Annotated in this window: 15 protein-coding genes; 1 reads left to right on the top strand and 14 read right to left on the bottom strand. The window is 62.3% G+C overall.

Annotated features, from left to right (window positions below; genetic code table 11):
- Nucleotides 1-199 precede the first annotated feature (199 nt).
- The 12 genes from HJB82_RS16950 to HJB82_RS17005 all read right to left on the bottom strand — a co-directional run bounded on the left by HJB82_RS16950 (nt 200) and on the right by HJB82_RS17005 (nt 9,869).
- Nucleotides 200-1,348, bottom strand: coding sequence for a hemolysin family protein (locus HJB82_RS16950; protein ID WP_221140719.1), 1,149 nt, complete (start codon nt 1,346-1,348; stop codon nt 200-202).
- Nucleotides 1,345-1,860 carry an rRNA maturation RNase YbeY gene (gene ybeY, locus HJB82_RS16955; RefSeq protein WP_207582642.1) on the bottom strand — a complete coding sequence of 172 codons (516 nt, stop codon included), beginning with the start codon at nt 1,858-1,860 and terminating at the stop codon, nt 1,345-1,347. The genes HJB82_RS16950 and ybeY overlap by 4 nt, the downstream gene beginning before the upstream one ends.
- Nucleotides 1,860-2,915 carry a PhoH family protein gene (locus HJB82_RS16960; protein WP_221116718.1) on the bottom strand — a complete coding sequence of 352 codons (1,056 nt, stop codon included), beginning with the start codon at nt 2,913-2,915 and terminating at the stop codon, nt 1,860-1,862. The genes ybeY and HJB82_RS16960 overlap by 1 nt, the downstream gene beginning before the upstream one ends.
- Before the next feature lie 18 nt (nt 2,916-2,933).
- Nucleotides 2,934-4,343, bottom strand: coding sequence for a tRNA (N6-isopentenyl adenosine(37)-C2)-methylthiotransferase MiaB (gene miaB, locus HJB82_RS16965; protein ID WP_207582643.1), 1,410 nt, complete (start codon nt 4,341-4,343; stop codon nt 2,934-2,936).
- A gap of 49 nt (nt 4,344-4,392) precedes the next feature.
- On the bottom strand, nt 4,393-5,190 hold the full coding sequence (locus HJB82_RS16970) for a 1-acyl-sn-glycerol-3-phosphate acyltransferase (RefSeq protein ID WP_207582644.1): 798 nt from the start codon (nt 5,188-5,190) through the stop codon (nt 4,393-4,395).
- A 27-nt stretch (nt 5,191-5,217) separates the two neighbouring features.
- A complete protein-coding gene (locus tag HJB82_RS16975; RefSeq protein WP_007633774.1) occupies nt 5,218-5,646 on the bottom strand; it encodes a Fur family transcriptional regulator in 429 nt (142 codons plus the stop codon).
- Nucleotides 5,647-5,727: 81 nt separating this feature from the next.
- A complete protein-coding gene (locus HJB82_RS16980; RefSeq protein WP_207582645.1) occupies nt 5,728-6,222 on the bottom strand; it encodes an N-acetyltransferase in 495 nt (164 codons plus the stop codon).
- A gap of 2 nt (nt 6,223-6,224) precedes the next feature.
- Complete coding sequence (gene tsaB / locus HJB82_RS16985) at nt 6,225-6,887, bottom strand: tRNA (adenosine(37)-N6)-threonylcarbamoyltransferase complex dimerization subunit type 1 TsaB (protein ID WP_207582646.1); 663 nt, start codon at nt 6,885-6,887, stop codon at nt 6,225-6,227.
- Between the two features lie 87 nt (nt 6,888-6,974).
- Entirely contained in the window at nt 6,975-7,541 is a 567-nt protein-coding gene (locus HJB82_RS16990) for a NifU family protein (RefSeq protein WP_207582647.1), read from the bottom strand.
- 106 nt (nt 7,542-7,647) lie between these two features.
- Nucleotides 7,648-8,139, bottom strand: a complete 492-nt coding sequence (locus tag HJB82_RS16995; RefSeq protein WP_164006283.1) for a universal stress protein — start codon at nt 8,137-8,139, stop codon at nt 7,648-7,650.
- A 132-nt stretch (nt 8,140-8,271) separates the two neighbouring features.
- Nucleotides 8,272-9,336: a tryptophan--tRNA ligase gene (gene trpS, locus HJB82_RS17000; RefSeq protein ID WP_207582648.1), complete on the bottom strand. Its 1,065-nt coding sequence runs from the start codon at nt 9,334-9,336 to the stop codon at nt 8,272-8,274.
- A 122-nt stretch (nt 9,337-9,458) separates the two neighbouring features.
- Entirely contained in the window at nt 9,459-9,869 is a 411-nt protein-coding gene (locus tag HJB82_RS17005; protein ID WP_207582649.1) for a VOC family protein, read from the bottom strand.
- Between the two features lie 188 nt (nt 9,870-10,057).
- Between HJB82_RS17005 and HJB82_RS17010 the strand changes: the two genes are divergently transcribed.
- The gene (locus HJB82_RS17010; protein WP_207582650.1) at nt 10,058-10,486 is read left to right on the top strand and encodes a D-Ala-D-Ala carboxypeptidase family metallohydrolase; all 429 of its coding nucleotides are present in this window, start codon (nt 10,058-10,060) and stop codon (nt 10,484-10,486) included.
- A gap of 248 nt (nt 10,487-10,734) precedes the next feature.
- Here HJB82_RS17010 and murJ read toward each other — a convergent pair whose 3' ends face one another.
- Entirely contained in the window at nt 10,735-12,321 is a 1,587-nt protein-coding gene (gene murJ / locus HJB82_RS17015) for a murein biosynthesis integral membrane protein MurJ (protein ID WP_207582651.1), read from the bottom strand.
- A 24-nt stretch (nt 12,322-12,345) separates the two neighbouring features.
- Nucleotides 12,346-15,252, bottom strand: a complete 2,907-nt coding sequence (locus tag HJB82_RS17020) for a [protein-PII] uridylyltransferase (RefSeq protein WP_221140721.1) — start codon at nt 15,250-15,252, stop codon at nt 12,346-12,348.
- Nucleotides 15,253-15,514 lie beyond the last annotated feature (262 nt).

Consider the following 15,514-nt stretch of genomic DNA (forward strand, 5'->3'; position numbering starts at 1 on the left):
TTCGCAGTCTTTCAAAAAAGCGGCTCTTTGTCCTGCTAGAGCATGATGCCGAAAAGTGTGAGCGGTTTTCGGACGACATCATGCTCTAACTCTTTAATTGAGAACAGATCGCCCGGAAGTGTGCAGCGGTTCCGGGATAGCGACATGCATAAAAAACAGCTGAAGCGCGTCACAGCAATCAAACTGAATGCTACGCGCTTTAGTTGGCGGTCGATTCCGCCGACCGGTCGTCGCCGACGTCGGAGCCGGGCGCGATGTCGCCATCGACTTTGGCGCGGCGGCGGATCGCGTGGCGCTTGCGGGTGATGCGCAGCCGCTTGATGCGGCGCGGATCGGCGTCGAGGATGTGGAATTCGAAGCCGGGCAGCGCCTGGACGACCTCGCCGCGCACCGGGATGCGGCCGAGCGCGGAGAAGATCAGGCCGCCCAGCGTATCGACCTCGTCGACCTGCTCGCTGATGTCGAAATCCGGCCCGATCGCTGCGGCGATCTCTTCCAGTTCGACGCGGGCGTCGGCGATGAAGACGTCTTCGGCGACCCGCTTGAACATCACCTCTTCGTCGTCATGTTCGTCGTCGATGTCGCCGACCACCATTTCGACGATGTCCTCATGCGAGGCGAGCCCGTCGGTGCCGCCATATTCGTCGATGACGAGCGCCATCTGCGTGCGGTTCACCTGCATGCGGCGCAACAGGTCGGATGCCAGCATCGACGGCGGCACGAACAGGATCTTGCGGATGATGCCGGCTTCCGTCAGCGTCTTCTGCAAGTCGACGCGGGCGAGGTCCAAATTGGGCTTGGCCAGACGCGTGCTCTTCTGGATGTTTTCGGGCGCAACCTCGATCGCCGGCAGCGCCGGCAGGCTAGCGGCCGGTTTCGTCGGGCCGCGGCGCTTGTTGCGCGCCTGCTTGGCGACATAAGAGAGCAGGTCGCGGATATGCACCATGCCGCGCGGATCGTCGAGCGTATCGGCATAGACGGGCATGCGCGAGCGGCCGGATTCCTCAAACAGGATCATCAGTTCGCCGATGGTGATGTTCTGATCGACCGCCTCGATATCGGCGCGCGGCACCATCACGTCGGCGACGCGCACCTCACGAAAGCGCAGGATGTTGTGCAGCATTGCCCGTTCGTCGGGCGAAAAGGCATCGTCGCCGTGCGCATCGGTCATCAGCGCGTCGGCAAGATCCTCACGCAGCGAGCCCTGCTGCGGACGGAGGATGCGCGCGGCGCGCGACCAGAAGGATTGGGATCGGCCGGATGGCCGACTACTGCCTGCCTCGTCCGAAGAGGAGGATGGCTCGGAGTCCTTGGCGTCTGCCGCCGGCTTCGTCGTAAAGTCGCTCATGGTTCCATTTTAAGGTCTTGACCCTCGTAGGGATCAGATAGGCCGAGCTGCGCCAAAATGCGAGTCTCCAGCCCCTCCATAATTTCGGCTTCGGCACTATTCATATGGTCGTAGCCGAGAAGATGCAAGAAACCGTGCACCAGAAGGTGGGTCAGGTGGTCGTCGAAACTCTTTTCGAGCTCGCCGGCTTCCCGCTCCACCGTCTCCCGAGCGACGATGATGTCGCCGAGCATCGGACCGGGCATCTTGCCGGGCTGAACCGGAAAGGCCGGAAAGGACAGCACATTGGTCGCCTTGTCCTTGCCGCGCCATTCGGCGTTGATGTCCTGGATCGAGGCGTCGTCGGTGAAAACAAGCGAAACCTCGGGCGGCATCGTCGGGAACGGTTGCTTCTCGCTGTCGCGGAGATAGACCACGGCTGCGCCGAGCACGCGTTCGCAAAACGACAGCAGCGTCTCCTCGCCCGGCCAGCCGATGTCCTCGACGCTGATCTGGATGTCGAGTTCGGCCATCAGTCCTGCCGGCTGACTGCTTCGGTTTCGACGGCATAGGTCGAATCATAGGCCCTGACGATGCGCCCGACCAGCGGATGGCGGACGACGTCGGTATCCTTGAAGCGCACGATCGAGATGCCCTCGACGCCGTTCAGTAGCTGCAGCGCCTCGACGAGACCGGATTTGACGCCGCGCGGCAGGTCGATCTGGCTCGGGTCGCCGGTGATGATCATCCGGGCATTTTCGCCGAGACGCGTCAGGAACATCTTCATCTGCATCGATGTCGTGTTCTGCGCCTCGTCGAGGATGATGGCGGCGTTGGCAAGGGTGCGGCCGCGCATGAAGGCGAGCGGCGCGATTTCGATGACGCCGGCGGTGATCGCCCGATCGACCTTGTCGGCGGGGATCATGTCGTAGAGTGCGTCATAGAGCGGGCGAAGATAGGGGTCGACCTTTTCCTTCATGTCGCCGGGCAGGAAGCCGAGGCGCTCGCCCGCTTCGACGGCAGGGCGCGATAGGATAATTTTTTCGACGGCGCCGCGCTCCAGCAACTGGGCGGCATGGGCGACGGCGAGATAGGTCTTGCCGGTGCCGGCCGGGCCGACGCCGAAGACCATTTCGGCGCGTTCCAGCGCCCTGATATAGGCGTCCTGCGTCGGCGTGCGGGCGATGATCGTCTTCTTGCGGGTGGAAACCTGTGCCATCGTCAACTTGGCCTTGCGCTCCATTGTGGGAAGGCTGAGCTGATCGTCGGCGGCGACCGCCATGCGGATTGCGCCCTCGACGTCGGATCGTTCCACGCTGCCGCCTTTCTGAAGTTTTTCGTAGAGATAGTCGAGCGTGCGCCGCGCCTGGTTGGTGGTCACGACATCGCCGGTGATAACGACCGAATTGCCGCGCGCCCGAGCATCGATGTTGAGCCGTTCCTCGAGTAGCTTGAGGTTCTGGTCGAATTGACCGAAGAGTTCGCTGGCGAAGCGATTGTTCTCGAACGTCAGGACAAAGTGATTGGAGTCGCTTGGCGTGCGGGGGGGGTGGCGCGGTGAAGAAGAAACCAATTCTTGTCCGTTCAAGCGGTCAGGCTCCTTGGGTTAAACCGCAGCCTCTGCGCGTTCGGCAAACAGGCTGTTGGTTCCGGTTCCGGTGATTCGCACTTTAATAATGTCACCGATTTGCGATGCTTTTGCATCAACATTCACTGATTGAAGCCAGGGAGAACGGCCGATTAGCTGTTCCGGCATGCGACCGGGCTTTTCGAGCAACAGATCAATCTCTTTGCCGATGCAGGATTCGGCAAATTCCTGCTGCTGCTTCAGGAGAAGCGCTTGCAGGCGTTCCAGCCGTTCTGCCTTGATCTCTTCCGGCACCTGGTCCTTCAGCTCCGCGCCGGGCGTGCCCGGCCGTGTCGAGTATTTGAACGAGAAGGCCTGTGCATAACGGACCTCCTCCACAAGCCGGAGTGTATCCTCAAAATCGGCGTCTGTCTCCCCCGGAAAGCCGGTAATGAAATCGCCCGACAGCGCAATATCGGGCCGCACCGCGCGGATGCGCCCAATCAACGTCAGGTATTCGGCTGCCGTATGGCGCCGGTTCATCGCTTTGAGGATACGGTCGGAGCCTGATTGCACCGGCAGGTGCAGATAGGGCATCAGCGCCCCGAGGTCGCGATGGGCGTTGATCAGCCGGTCGTCCATGTCGCGCGGATGGCTTGTGGTATAACGCAGCCGCGCAAGGCCGGGGATCTCGGCAAGGCGGTAGAGCAAGTCGCCGAGGCTCCATGCCTCGCCCTGCAGCCCGGCGCCGTGCCAGGCATTGACGTTCTGCCCGAGCAGGGTGATTTCGCGCACCCCGCCTTCGACGAGCTTTTCGGCTTCCTCGACGATCTGAGAAACCGGCCGCGACACTTCCGAGCCCCGCGTATAGGGCACGACGCAGAAGGTGCAGAACTTGTCGCAGCCCTCCTGCACCGTCAGGAAGGCGGTGACGCCGCGGGCGCGGATCTTGCGGCTCTCGGGGATCGGCAGATGCTCGAACTTGTCCTCGATCGCATATTCCGTATCGACGACGCGCTGGCCCTCTTTGGCCCGGCGCAGCGCCTCCGGCAGGCGGTGGTAGGTCTGCGGGCCGATGACGACGTCGACGGCAGGCGCCCGGCGCAGGATCTCCTCGCCTTCGGCCTGGGCGACGCAGCCGGCAACGCCGATCATCATCTCCCTTCCGTCCGCTGCCTTCCTCTTTTTCATGTCGCGCAGCCGCCCGAGCGCCGAATAGACCTTCTCGGCCGCCTTTTCGCGGATATGGCAGGTGTTGAGCAGAACCAGGTCCGCCTCTTCCATGTCCTCGGTCGGCTCATAGCCATCGCGGGCGAGCGCATCGCTCATGCGCATAGAATCGTAGACGTTCATCTGGCAGCCATAGGTCTTGATGAAGACCTTGCGGCTGTTGCTGCCGTCGGCGACGATCGGCTTCGGGGCCTGGAGAAGGGCGCTGTCCTGTGTCATGGCGCGCTATTTAGTGGTTTTTGCCGTCCGAGAAAATCGAAATCTTGAGTCAGGAGATTTCCCGCCCGCGCAGGCAGCTGTTCAACAGGTTGCGGATACGCAAGGCGATCGTGCCGCTCACCTCCTTGCGATTGGTGTCGGCGCGGTAATCCACCGCCTCGCCGAAGCAAACCTCGGCGTCGATCGCGCCGCATCGCACGATATCGATCAGATGCGGCAACAGCTCGATATCCCCCGGCCAGGCGGCCAGCGGCCGATGATAGCGGCCCATGGCGATGCCGTGCACCCTGGTGTAGGCAATTGCCACCGGCTGCACCACGACGGTTCCCGTCGGTGAAGCGGGCACCGCCATCGCAGCAGCGCCGAACAGCGAGGATTTGACCTCCAGCAGCCGGTTGCCGTCGGAAGTCGTCCCTTCCGGGAAGAGCACGACGATCTCGCCGTCGGCCATTCGCCCGGCGATCTCGTTGGCCTGGTGGCCGGTCCTGCGCTTCTCCTCGCGCACGACGAAGACGCTCTTCTGCAGCTTGGCGAGCGTGCCGAAGATCGGCCAGTCGGCCACCTCGATCTTGGCAATGAAGGCGACGTCGGCAACCGCCGACATCACCATGATGTCGAGCCAGGACGAGTGGTTGGAACAGAGCATCAGCGGCCGACGCTCCTCCAGCCTGCCGGTGACACGGATGCGGACGCCGAGACAATAGCAGACGATACGGTGCCAGGCGCGCGGAAGCCTGCGGCGCAGCCGCCAGTCAAAACGCAGGGCAAGCAGCTGCAGCGGCATGAGCACGATGCTGACGGCGAGGATGACGACCGCAGCAAGCCCGATGCGCAGCCAGGCGATCAAATGCTGGTCTCCCGGGGGGCCATTGCTTCAGAGATCTTCCTTCTTCAACGGAACGCCGTAGAGCTCGAGCCGGTGGTCGACCAGCCGGAAGCCATGCTCGCGGGCAATGCGTTCCTGCAGCGCCTCGATCTCCGGCGAGCGGAATTCGATGACCGTGCCGGTCTTCAGGTCGATCAGGTGGTCGTGATGCTCTTCCGGCACCGTTTCGTAGCGCGAGCGCCCGTCGCGGAAATCGTGGCGGGCGATAATGCCGGCATCCTCGAACAGCTTCACGGTGCGATAGACGGTCGAAATCGAAATCTTCGCATCGACCTTCACCGAGCGGCGGTAGAGTTCTTCCACGTCGGGATGATCCTCGGAATCTTCGAGGATGCGCGCGATCACGCGGCGCTGCTCGGTCATGCGCATGCCGCGTTCGGTGCAAAGCTCCTCAAGGGTCTTGGCTACATCAGACATGGCCCGCCTGTAAAATATCCGTGTTTCGACAACGCCGCGCGGTGCTTGCGCCGGCCTGTGTGTCATCTCGCTGCAAGGCAACTACCGAAGAACGCGCTTCATGACAAGCGCCGTGGAGAGGGCGCCATTGTCCTGCTTGTAGTAACCCTTGCGTTCGCCGACCTTTTCGAAGCCGAGCTTGCGATAGAGGCCAAGGGCCGCGGTATTGCCGTTGTCGACCTCGAGGAACATGCTCTCGCCGCCGCGTGCGCGCGCTTCCCGGATCGCCGCCTGCATCAGCCGCCAGCCGAGCCCGGAACGGGCGACTTTCGCCTGCACGGCGATCGTCAGGATCTCCGCCTCGCCGGCGACATGGCGGGCAAGGATGAAGCCGGGAAGCGGCTTTTTCAGAAAGGCATTGGTCTGGCGCGCGACGAAGCCGAACACGGTGTCCTGCATAAGCAGGCCGTGAAATTCACCATCGCCCCAGGGTCGGGCAAAGCGCTCCCCATGCAGGACGGCGACATCGCGGCAATCCTCGCGCTCCATGGCGATGATTTCGAATTCCGGCTTCAGCGTCAGGTAGGATTCCAGCATGGTCACACTCGTCGGGCGATTGCATACCCGGCCTGCGGCTTGGCGTCGGGTCCGCGCAGATAAAGGGGCTTCGGCTTTCCGGCATCCAGGGAGGCGGCAGCACCGAGGCGCGCCACGACAGAGATCGGGAAACTGTTGCTGTGATCGCCGCCGGCGCCGGCCTTCAGCAGCGGCGTCGCCGAACCGGTGATCTCGCCGTCGAAGTCTCTAGCAAAAGCCTGCGCCTCTGCAACGCTTAACGCCCGTGGCGCGTCGAGAGACGAACCGTCTGATGAAAAGGCCTGGAGGTAGATTTCGCCCCGTTTGGCGTCCATCGCTGCCAGCACGGGGCGATGAGGCGTCTTCTCGCGCTGGGCTGATGCCATGACCTCGAGCGTCGTGACGCCGACGGCCGGCACATTGAGGGAAAGCGCAAAACCCCGGGCTGCGGCAACGCCGACACGGATACCGGTAAACGAGCCGGGGCCGATGGTGACGGCAATCCGGTCGATATGAGAAAGTGCCAGCCCCGCCTGATCGAGTGCGCGATCAACGATATCGATCAGATGTTCAGCATGCCCCTTGCCGATCATGTCCGATGCCTCCCCCAGCATCGTATTCCTGCCGCTGTCGTAAACGGCGGCAGCGCAGTCTACACCTGCCGTGTCGAGCGCCAGAACAATCATGCCATCAATTTCCGAAAAATCTATTGTCGCTTGAACATAAATCCGTCTGGCCGAACGAGAGATGAACGGCCGGACGGATCCAAGCTTTTAAGCGGCAATCACTTCCTGCACTTCCGGGACGAAATGGCGCAGCAGGTTCTGGACGCCGTGCTTCAGCGTTGCCGTTGAAGACGGGCAGCCGGCGCAGGAACCCTTCATGTTCAGATAGACCTTGCCGTCCTTGAAGCCGCGGAAGGTGATGTCGCCGCCGTCTTGGGCAACGGCGGGGCGCACGCGGGTCTCCAGAAGCTCCTTGATGGTCAGCACGATCGATTCATCGCCCTCGTCGAAGAATTCGTCGCCGGCATCGACGTCTTCCGAAAGCATGGAGGCATCGCCCATGACCGGCTTGCCGGACATGAAATGCTCCATGATCGAGCCTAATATAGCCGGCTTAAGATGCTGCCATTCGGCATCATCCTTGGAGACGGAAATAAAATCATAGCCGAAATAGACGCCGGTGACGCCGGGGATTTCGAACAGGCGGGCGGCGAGCGGCGAAGCCTCAGCCTCCTCGGCGCTGCGGAACTCGGCCGTGCCGTTTTCCATCACCACCTTGCCCGGCAGGAACTTCTGCGTGGCGGGGTTCGGCGTGGCTTCGGTCTGAATGAACATCTGGGTCTCCATGCGGCTGGCCCATGGCTTCGCCGTCTTTAGAATTCTTCAAAAGAAGATAAGCCCATTGCCGGTTCCATTCAAGAGATTTTTACTCAAGAAATTGTCAGCAGAGGGCGTCGATTTCCTCGTTGGTTAGCGTATCCGGCAACACGGTTACCGGGATCGGAAACGCCGCCGCGCGGCCGGCAACCGACGAAACCAGCGGTCCCGGACCTTCCTTCGCCGAACCGGCAGCCAGAACCAGGATCGCCACATCGCGGTCTTCCTCGATCACGGCGTTGATCTGTTCGGCCGCACTGCCCTCACGGATGACGACCTCAGGCTCGATGCCGATCGTCTCGCGCACGATCTGGGCGATCTTGGCAACGACCGCTTCGGCCTCTTCACGGGCTTCCGCCCGCATGATCGCCTCGACGCCGAGCCATTGCTGAAAATCCCCGTCGGGGATGACATAGAGCAGCACCAGCCCGCCATTGGAATTCTTCGCGCGCCGGCCGGCATAATGAACGGCGCGCTGGCATTCGGGTGTACCGTCGATCACCGCCATGAATTTGCGGCGATGACCTTCGAGCCGTGAGAGTCGCTTCGATACCATGGCGCGGACTCTGACACCCGAAGCGGAAAATTTGCAAGCCCAGTTTTTCCTCTTCTCCCCCCGGCAGAATGTTCCCTTCTCCCCAGACGAAGGTCCCCTTCGCCCCTGGGTGGAGAGAAGAACAGATCACCCTCAGTAGAGGAAGCCGATGACGTCGCGGACCTGGCTCATCGTCACCTCGGCGCGGGCCCTGGCGCGTTCGCCGCCCTTGCGCAGGATCGCGTCGATATGGCTGGTGTCGTCCATCAGCCGGCGCATCTCGCCGGTGATCGGCGCCATCACATGGATGGCGAGATCGACCAGTGCCGGCTTGAAGACGGAGAACTGCTGGCCGCCGAATTCGGCAAGCACGTCGGCCTTCGACTTGTCGGCAAGGGCCGCATAGATTGCTACCAGATTGTCGGCTTCCGGGCGGCCCTGCAGCCCGTCGATCTCGCTCGGCAGGCCGTCCGGATCGGTCTTTGCCTTGCGGATCTTCTTCGAGATCGCGTCCTCGTCGTCCATCAGGTTGATGCGGGAGAGGTCGGAAGGGTCGGATTTCGACATTTTCTTGGTGCCGTCACGCAGCGACATGACGCGCGGCGCCGGCCCGCCGATCAGCGGTTCGACCATCGGGAAATAGGCATGCACCGGCTCGTTGCCGACGGTGATGTCGACCCCATAACCGGTCCTGCTGATATGCTCGGCATAATCGAGGTTGAACTTCATCGCGATGTCGCGGGCAAGCTCCAGATGCTGCTTTTGATCCTCACCGACAGGCACATGGGTGGCGCGATAGACGAGAATGTCGGCGGCCATCAGGCTAGGATAGGCGTAGAGACCGAGCGAAGCCTGTTCGCGATCCTTGCCGGCCTTGTCCTTGAATTGCGTCATGCGGTTCATCCAGCCGATGCGGGCGACGCAATTGAAGATCCAGGCAAGTTCGGCATGCTGCGGCACGGCCGACTGGTTGAAGACGATATGCTTTTCCGGATCGATGCCGGCGGCGATGAAGGCGGCGGCGATCGAGCGCGTCTGGCTCGGCATGTCCTCATGCACGAGCTGGGCGGTGAGCGCATGCATGTCGACGACGCAGTAGATGCAGTCATTGCCGTCCTGCAGCGCCACGAACCGCCGGATGGCGCCGAGATAATTGCCGAGATGCAGATTGCCGGTCGGCTGCACGCCGGAGAATACGAGTTTCTTGAATTCGCTCATGTCGTCCTCAATAGGCTGGTGGAGGGCCCACAGCTTTTAGATGGCTGCATTTGCAACAGGGCTTTCGCCCGTGTTGCTAACGCCGCGGCTTATGCACGGGCAACCGGCCGCAATCAAGGGGTTCAGCCTGCGGCATGCTGGATCAGATCGAAGCTGTTGCCGTAGGGATCGGCAAACACCGCAACCGTGCCGTAGACCTCATGTCGCGGCTCTTCCAGAAAGCGCACGCCGGCCGCAAGCAGTGCGGCATGGTCGCGGGCAAAATCGTCGGTCTTCAGAAAGAAGCCGACACGGCCGCCGGTCTGATTGCCGATCGCCGCGCGCTGCGTCGCATCTGCCGCCTGCGCCAGCAGAAACGCGGCTCCATCTCCAACCATGGCCCCACCCTTCGGCTTCACCACCACCCAGCGCTTTCCCTCCAGCTGCGTCTCGTCCTGCAGGCAGTCGAAACCGAGGCAATCGCAATAGAAAGCCTTGGCGCGGTCGTAGTCGTCGACGACGAGGGTGACGAGGAAAAGCGACTGGATCGTCATGTTATATCTCCCGATTGAGACGTTTATTCCAATTTGGATCGGCGATATCCACGGTTTTAAGCCAAAATGATCAAGCTGATTACTCATAATTGAGTATAAAATTTCACAGAAAAGCTTTTATTGAAATGAAAATCCTCTACCGCGCAGTAGCGGCCCAATGGTCGCCGCGTCAACCGCCCGGAGGGACCATGCAGAACGCCAGTTTGCTCGCCATGGCAGGCCTTTTCGCCCTACAATCAGCAACCAACGCCGTCGGTCAAGACAGCAAACGACCGGTCCTCCATCTTCCCAGCCAGGATGCACGCCTCGCCTATACGGTCCAGACCGTCAGTGTTCGTGCCGGTTGTTTTCCCGAGCGTCTTCGGGCGGTCCTGTCGCATATCGCCGCAAAAACCGGGCGCCGGCCAATGATCACCTCCGGCCTCCGGCCGCATCCCAGCCGCCATGGATCCCTGCACGGAAAATGCCTGGCGGCCGATATCAGAATGCCGGGCCTCTCGGAGCGCATCATCATCGCGGCCGCCAGAAGTGCGCCTGGCATTGGCGGCATCGGCACCTATTGCAACGGTATCGTTCATGTCGACGTCGGACCGCAGCGGCGATGGGTCGATTGTTAAGGCAGGTGCTGCTCGGCCTTGTGCAATGGTTGTCCGGGTTTTGCCCTCAAGATTGCCCCTCACCCTAACCCCACCAGGGCCGAGCCAACGGTCTCGACCCGTCCTTCGGACCCCCGTGAAAAACGGGGAGAGGGGACGTGCCCTGCGAAATGCTGGTGAGGAACAGAGGGGTTGCCGCTATCCCCTTCGCCCCGCAAGCGGGGAGAAGGTGCCGGCAGGCGGATGAGGGGCAGGCACCGGCAATCTCCTTAGCCTTGCGGGTCCTTTGCCGGCGCCGGCTTGCGGTTCAGATTGCGCCGGATCATGCCGAGATTTGCTCCGCCGATCAGGAAGGCGGCGGCGAAATAGACCAGCATGGCAATCGCAATCAGCAGCCCGAGGGTGCCGACCTTGGTCAGAAGCGGCGCGCCGGAGGCAAGCGAAGGCGCAAAGTGCTGCTTGAGGAAGACGATCGCCGCACCCATCACGGCTGCGGCGACGATCAGCAGGACGGTGCGTTTTGCCAGCGCCCATTCCCATGTCAGATGGCCGCGGCGCAGAAGCGTGGTGAACAGCAGCACGGTGCTGATCCAGCCGGCGGTGGCTTCGGCAACGGCGATGCCGGGCGCGCCCATATAGGGAAAGAGGGTCAGCGCCGTGGCGCAGTTGGTGGCCACCGCGATTGCCGAAAAGCGCATCGGCGTCTTGGTGTCCTCGCGCGCATAGAAGCCGGGCTGCAGCGCCTTGATCAGCACGAAGGCCGGCAGGCCGATGCCGTAGATCGCCAGGATCGAGCCGACGACGGCGGTGTTTTCCTGATGGAAGGCGCCGCGCTCGTAGAGCACGCGGATGATCTCGTCGGAGAGGATCCACAGCGCGAAGGCGGCGGGGATCGTCAAAAACAGCACGAATTCGATCGAGCGGTTCTGCAGGTTTCCGGCTTCGCGCAGATTGCCGCCCTTCAGCGCCCGGGCAAGTTCCGGCAGCAGCACCACGCCGACGGCAACGCCGACGACGCCGAGCGGCAGCTGGTAGATCCGGTCGGCATATTGCAGCGCTGCAATCGCGCCCTCGCGAGAGGAGGCGATCGCCTGGCCGATCAGCTGGTTGATCTGGGTGATGCCGCCGGTCACTGCAGCCGGCACCGCCAGGATCAGCAGCCGCTTGACGTTCGGGGTCATCTTCGGGAAGCGGAAGCCGATGCTCATGCCGGCCGCAAGCACGCCGACATAGACGACGGCGAGCTGCAGGACGCCGGCGGCAAGAACGCCAAAGGAGAGATACCAGGCCGTCGTCAGCGGATCGGCACCGGTATGGAGCGCATAAAACAGCGCCCCGATCATCACCACGTTGAGGAAGACCGGCGCGATGGCCGCGGCGAAGAAATGGTGCAGCGAATTCAGCATGCCGCTCATCATCGCCGTCAGCGACATGCACATCAGATAGGGAAACATCACCGCCGCCATGCGGATGGTGATCGAGAATTTGTCGGGATCGTCGGCAAAGCCCGGTGCAATGACGAAGCGCACCAGGAGCGGCATGGCAAGCTCCATCACGATGGTGATGAGCAGCAGCACCGAAAACAGCACGCCGAAGACTTCTTCCGAAAAGCGCTTGGCGCCATCGGTGCCGTTCGCCTCGATCTCCTTGGCAAAAAGTGGCACGAAGGCGGCGTTGAAGGCGCCTTCGGCAAACAGCCGGCGAAACAGGTTCGGAAAGCGGAAGGCGGCATAAAAGACGTCGGCCATCGGCCCGGTGCCGAGTGCGGCGGCCATCAGCGTTTCGCGGGCGAAGCCGAAGATGCGGCTGCCGAGGGTGGCGCCGCCGACGGTTGCGAATTTCTTGACGAGGCTCATTCGTGGGGGCTCATGCTTGGTCGCTCATGCGGGGGAATCGGCTTTCTTTTCGGCTGAGGGCAATGTCCGGGCGGTGGCAGCCGGCGCGATGATGCCGGAAGGCATGCGCTCACGCAGCTCGTCTTCCTCCTCGGCCATGACGGCCTTCATTCGGGCGGTGATGTTGGCGCGCTTGCTGTCGCCGGAGATCTTCTGGCCGACCAGATCGGTGACGTAGAAAGTGTCGATCACCTTCTCGCCGAAGGTGGTGATGCGGGCCGACTGGATGTCGAGCGACAGGTCGGAGAGCACGGCGGTGATTTCCGACAGCAGCCCCGGCCGGTCGAGGCATTCGACCTCGATGACCGTGAACTTGTTCGACAGGCTGTTGGTGATGTTGACCGACGGCGGAATGACGAAGGCCTTGTTCTTCTTGCGGTGGCGCGCGCGCGTGGCGATCACCTCGGGCAGCCGCTTGCGGCCGGACAGCACGTCCTCGATCATCCGTCCGATCGTCGCGGCCCGGCGCAGCTCGTCGGCATCGTCGGCAAATTCGCGGCTGACATGGATGGTGTCGAGCGCCCGCCCGTCCGACGTCGTGAAGATCTGCGCGTCGACGATGTTGGCTCCGGCCGCAGCACACGCCCCGGCGATGACGGCGAGCAGGCGCGGATGGTCGGGCGACAGCACGGTGATCTCGGTGATCGCATGGAAACTGTCGGTGCGCACCGTGGTGGCCAGCGCCTGGCCGGATTTGTCGGCCTGGCGGATGAAGTGGGCGTGGCGGATCTGGTCTTCCAGCGGCACGGAGAGCAGATAGGGCTGGTAGTGCAGCTTGGTATAGGTATTGCGGTCCTTCTGGCTCCAGTCGGCGAGTGCCGAATGCAGCGCCTCGGCGGCGGCACCGGCACGCTCCTTGCGGGAGACCTCCGAAAAACCGCCGGCCAGCAGCAGCTCGGTTTCGTAGTAGAGCGTGCGCAGCAACTGGCCCTTCCAACCGTTCCAGACGCCCGGACCGACGGCGCGGATATCGCAGATCGTCAGGATCAACAGCATCTTCAACCGGTCGAGCGACTGTACGCGGTCGGCAAAATCGGTAATCGTCTTGCGATCGGTGAGGTCGCGGGTCTGCGCCACCATCGACATGGTCAGATGTTCCTCGATCAGCCAGACGACGATTTCCGTCTGCTTCTGCGACAGACCGAAGCGGCTGCAGAGCTTGCGGGCGACGCGGGCGCCGGCGATCGAGTGATCCTCCTGGCGGCCCTTGGCGATGTCGTGCAGCAGAACGGCGACATAAAGCGCCTCGCGATCCTCGATGCCTGAGAACAGCTTGTTGGCGAGCGGATGCAGATCCTCGGAGCGTCCCTGGTCGATCTCGGAGAGAACGTCGACGGTGCGGATCAGATGTTCGTCCACCGTATAGTGGTGATACATGTTGAACTGCATCATCGCGACGATCTTGCCGAATTCGGGAATGAAGCGGCCGAGCACGCCGGCCTCGTTCATCCGCCGCAGGATGAGCGCCGGATCGCGCTTCGACGTCAGGATCGACATGAACAGGCGGTTCGCCTCGTCGTTTTCCCGCAGATTATTATCGATCAGCGCCAGCGAACGGGTGACACGTTTCAGCGCGTCCGGGTGGAATTCCAGCCCGTTGATGTCGGCGACGTGGAAGAGCCGGAGGATGCTGACCGGATCGCGCTTGAAGACCTCAGCGTCGGCAAGCGCGATGCGGCCGCGGTCCTCGACGAATTCGACGCTGCCGGCGATCTTGCGATTGCGATGGGTGAAGCGGCTAATGACGCCGGTGAGGCCCGGGATCGACTTCGCCTGCTGGTCTTCGAGCGCGGCGCAGAGGATGCGGGTGAGGTCGCCGACATCCTTGGCGACGAGGAAATAGTGCTTCATGAAGCGCTCGACCGCCGAAAGGCCCGGGCGGGTGTGATAGCCGAAGGCTTCGGCGATCTCGCGCTGGATGTCGAACGACAGACGCTCCTCGGCCTTGCCGGTCAGGAAGTGCATATGGCAGCGCACCGCCCAGAGAAAATCGTCGGCTTTCTCAAGCAGACGGTATTCGTGCTTCGACAGCACGCCGAGCTTGACCAGCTCCGCCTGGTCGCGCACGTGATAATAATATTTCGAGATCCAGAACAGCGTGTGCAGGTCGCGAAGCCCGCCCTTGCCTTCCTTGACGTTCGGTTCGACGAGATAGCGCGTATCACCCGCCTTGCGGTGGCGCTCGTCGCGCTCGGCAAGCTTGGCAGCGATGAATTCCGGGCCGGTACCAGTGACGATTTCCTTGTCGAAGCGGGTCTCGAGTTCGGTTTCCAGCCGTTGCAGGCCGCAGATGTAGCGCATCTCCAGGATGGCGGTGCGGATCGTCATGTCGGACTTGGAAAGCGCGATGCATTCCTCCACCGTGCGGGTGGCGTGGCCGACCTTGAAGCCCATGTCCCAGAGCACGTAGAGCATGAATTCGACCGCCTTGTGCGTCTCTTCCGCCGGCCTCGGCGGGAAGAGGAAAAGCAGGTCGATATCGGAGCCGGGCGCCAGCGTGTCGCGACCGTAGCCGCCGACGGCGGTGACCGCGAACTTGTCCTTCTGCTGTGGAAAGATATGGGCGGTGGCGAAATTGTAGAGGACAGTGATGATCTGATCCTGCAGCCAGGAAATCCGGTAGGCGCAATTCAGCCCGCCGCCATCGGCCATCAGTGCGGCCCGCGCCTTCTGCCGGCCTTCGGTGCTTGCCTTTTTCAATACGGCGAGAAGATCGGCGCGCAGCACGTCGGGTCGGTTGCGGTTGGCCTCGCCAACGGCGTCGCACTGCTTCTGCAAGAATTCGACGTCATGGATATGAGAAAAATCAAGCTCGCGCATCGCTTTCGCCGGGGCGGTTTCCTGTTCATGCCGGACGGCCTGATCCTGGCTCGCCTCGTGTTTCGTCTGCATGCGCTATAATCCCTTTATCAGGCGATTGACACGCGCCCTCATACTGCAAGAACCTTTAAATTTGGCGAAATGGTGTTGGTAAGCCGCGCGACAGCCTGACACCACGTTGGGTCAGGAGATTGCCGAAACCAGCCCCTCATCCGCCTGCCGGCAGCTTCTCCCCGTAAACGGGGCGAAGGGAGATAGCCGCGCCCTCTCCGTTTCTCGCCTGTCTCTCGCAGGGCACGTCCACTCGCCCCGTTTACGGGGAGAGGGTTAGGGT

This window comes from Rhizobium sp. NZLR10, from assembly GCF_019685125.1.
Taxonomy (GTDB): domain Bacteria; phylum Pseudomonadota; class Alphaproteobacteria; order Rhizobiales; family Rhizobiaceae; genus Rhizobium.

Bases quoted from the DNA above. Each gene is read 5' to 3' on its own strand.
- HJB82_RS16950 (WP_221140719.1), bottom strand. From the start codon at position 1,348: ATGAGCGACTTTACGACGAAGCCGGCGGCAGACGCCAAGGACTCCGAG.
- ybeY (WP_207582642.1), bottom strand. From the start codon at position 1,860: ATGGCCGAACTCGACATCCAGATCAGCGTCGAGGACATCGGCTGGCCG.
- miaB (WP_207582643.1), bottom strand. From the start codon at position 4,343: ATGACACAGGACAGCGCCCTTCTCCAGGCCCCGAAGCCGATCGTCGCC.
- HJB82_RS16975 (WP_007633774.1), bottom strand. From the start codon at position 5,646: ATGTCTGATGTAGCCAAGACCCTTGAGGAGCTTTGCACCGAACGCGGC.
- HJB82_RS16980 (WP_207582645.1), bottom strand. From the start codon at position 6,222: ATGCTGGAATCCTACCTGACGCTGAAGCCGGAATTCGAAATCATCGCC.
- tsaB (WP_207582646.1), bottom strand. From the start codon at position 6,887: ATGATTGTTCTGGCGCTCGACACGGCAGGTGTAGACTGCGCTGCCGCC.
- HJB82_RS16990 (WP_207582647.1), bottom strand. From the start codon at position 7,541: ATGTTCATTCAGACCGAAGCCACGCCGAACCCCGCCACGCAGAAGTTC.
- HJB82_RS16995 (WP_164006283.1), bottom strand. From the start codon at position 8,139: ATGGTATCGAAGCGACTCTCACGGCTCGAAGGTCATCGCCGCAAATTC.
- trpS (WP_207582648.1), bottom strand. From the start codon at position 9,336: ATGAGCGAATTCAAGAAACTCGTATTCTCCGGCGTGCAGCCGACCGGC.
- HJB82_RS17005 (WP_207582649.1), bottom strand. From the start codon at position 9,869: ATGACGATCCAGTCGCTTTTCCTCGTCACCCTCGTCGTCGACGACTAC.
- HJB82_RS17010 (WP_207582650.1), top strand. From the start codon at position 10,058: ATGCAGAACGCCAGTTTGCTCGCCATGGCAGGCCTTTTCGCCCTACAA.
- murJ (WP_207582651.1), bottom strand. From the start codon at position 12,321: ATGAGCCTCGTCAAGAAATTCGCAACCGTCGGCGGCGCCACCCTCGGC.
- HJB82_RS17020 (WP_221140721.1), bottom strand. From the start codon at position 15,252: ATGCAGACGAAACACGAGGCGAGCCAGGATCAGGCCGTCCGGCATGAA.